Source organism: Psychrobacter pasteurii, assembly GCF_900162815.1.
Lineage (GTDB): Bacteria > Pseudomonadota > Gammaproteobacteria > Pseudomonadales > Moraxellaceae > Psychrobacter > Psychrobacter pasteurii.
This window is the reverse complement of record NZ_FUGD01000053.1, coordinates 1-701: the sequence shown is the minus strand read 5'-3', so window position 1 is coordinate 701 and position 701 is coordinate 1. Positions and strand designations below refer to the sequence as shown.

At 44.4% G+C, this 701-nt stretch carries 1 protein-coding gene; it reads left to right on the top strand.

All coding sequences use genetic code 11. The annotated features are described in order from the left end of the window. On the top strand, positions 1-701 hold a 701-nt coding region (locus A1232T_RS03220; protein WP_143513942.1), incomplete at both ends, for an FAD-binding oxidoreductase.

Below are 701 nucleotides of genomic sequence, written 5' to 3'. Positions count from 1 at the left end.
GCTACCGGTTATGATTTACGTCATTTATTTATCGGTGCAGAAGGTACGTTAGGTATTGTCACTAAAGCTCAGATGAAGCTTGAGCGCGCGCCACAGGACTTAACGGTGATGGTATTTGGTATGGATGAGTTTGAGCACGTGATGAACGTGTTATCAGCTTTCCAGTCTCAATTAGACTTAACTGCGTTTGAATTCTTTGATGATGTGGCTATTGATAAGCTTATGGCAACCGGCCATGTCCAAGAGCCATTTGAGGCCCGTACTAAATACTATGCCCTGCTAGAGTTTGAAGCGCCATACGAGCCCATCATGGACAAAGCCATGGCTATGTTTGAGCAGTGCATGGAGAACGGCTGGATTGTGGATGGGGTGATGAGTCAAAGCTTATCGCAAGCGGCTGAGCTTTGGAAACTGCGTGAGTATATCTCAGAGACCATTTCTGTCTTTACTCCGTACAAAAACGATGTGTCGGTGCTAATCAGCTACGTGCCTGAATTTATCAAAGACATTGAGCAGGTAGTGAACGCCAATTACCCTGACTTTGAGATTTGCTGGTTTGGTCATATTGGTGATGGTAACTTGCACTTAAATATCCTAAAGCCTGAGAACTTAACGAAAGATGAGTTCTTTGAGAAATGCCAAAGTGTGAATGATTTGGTATTCCAAACGGTGCAAAAATACGGCGGCTCGGTATCAGCAGA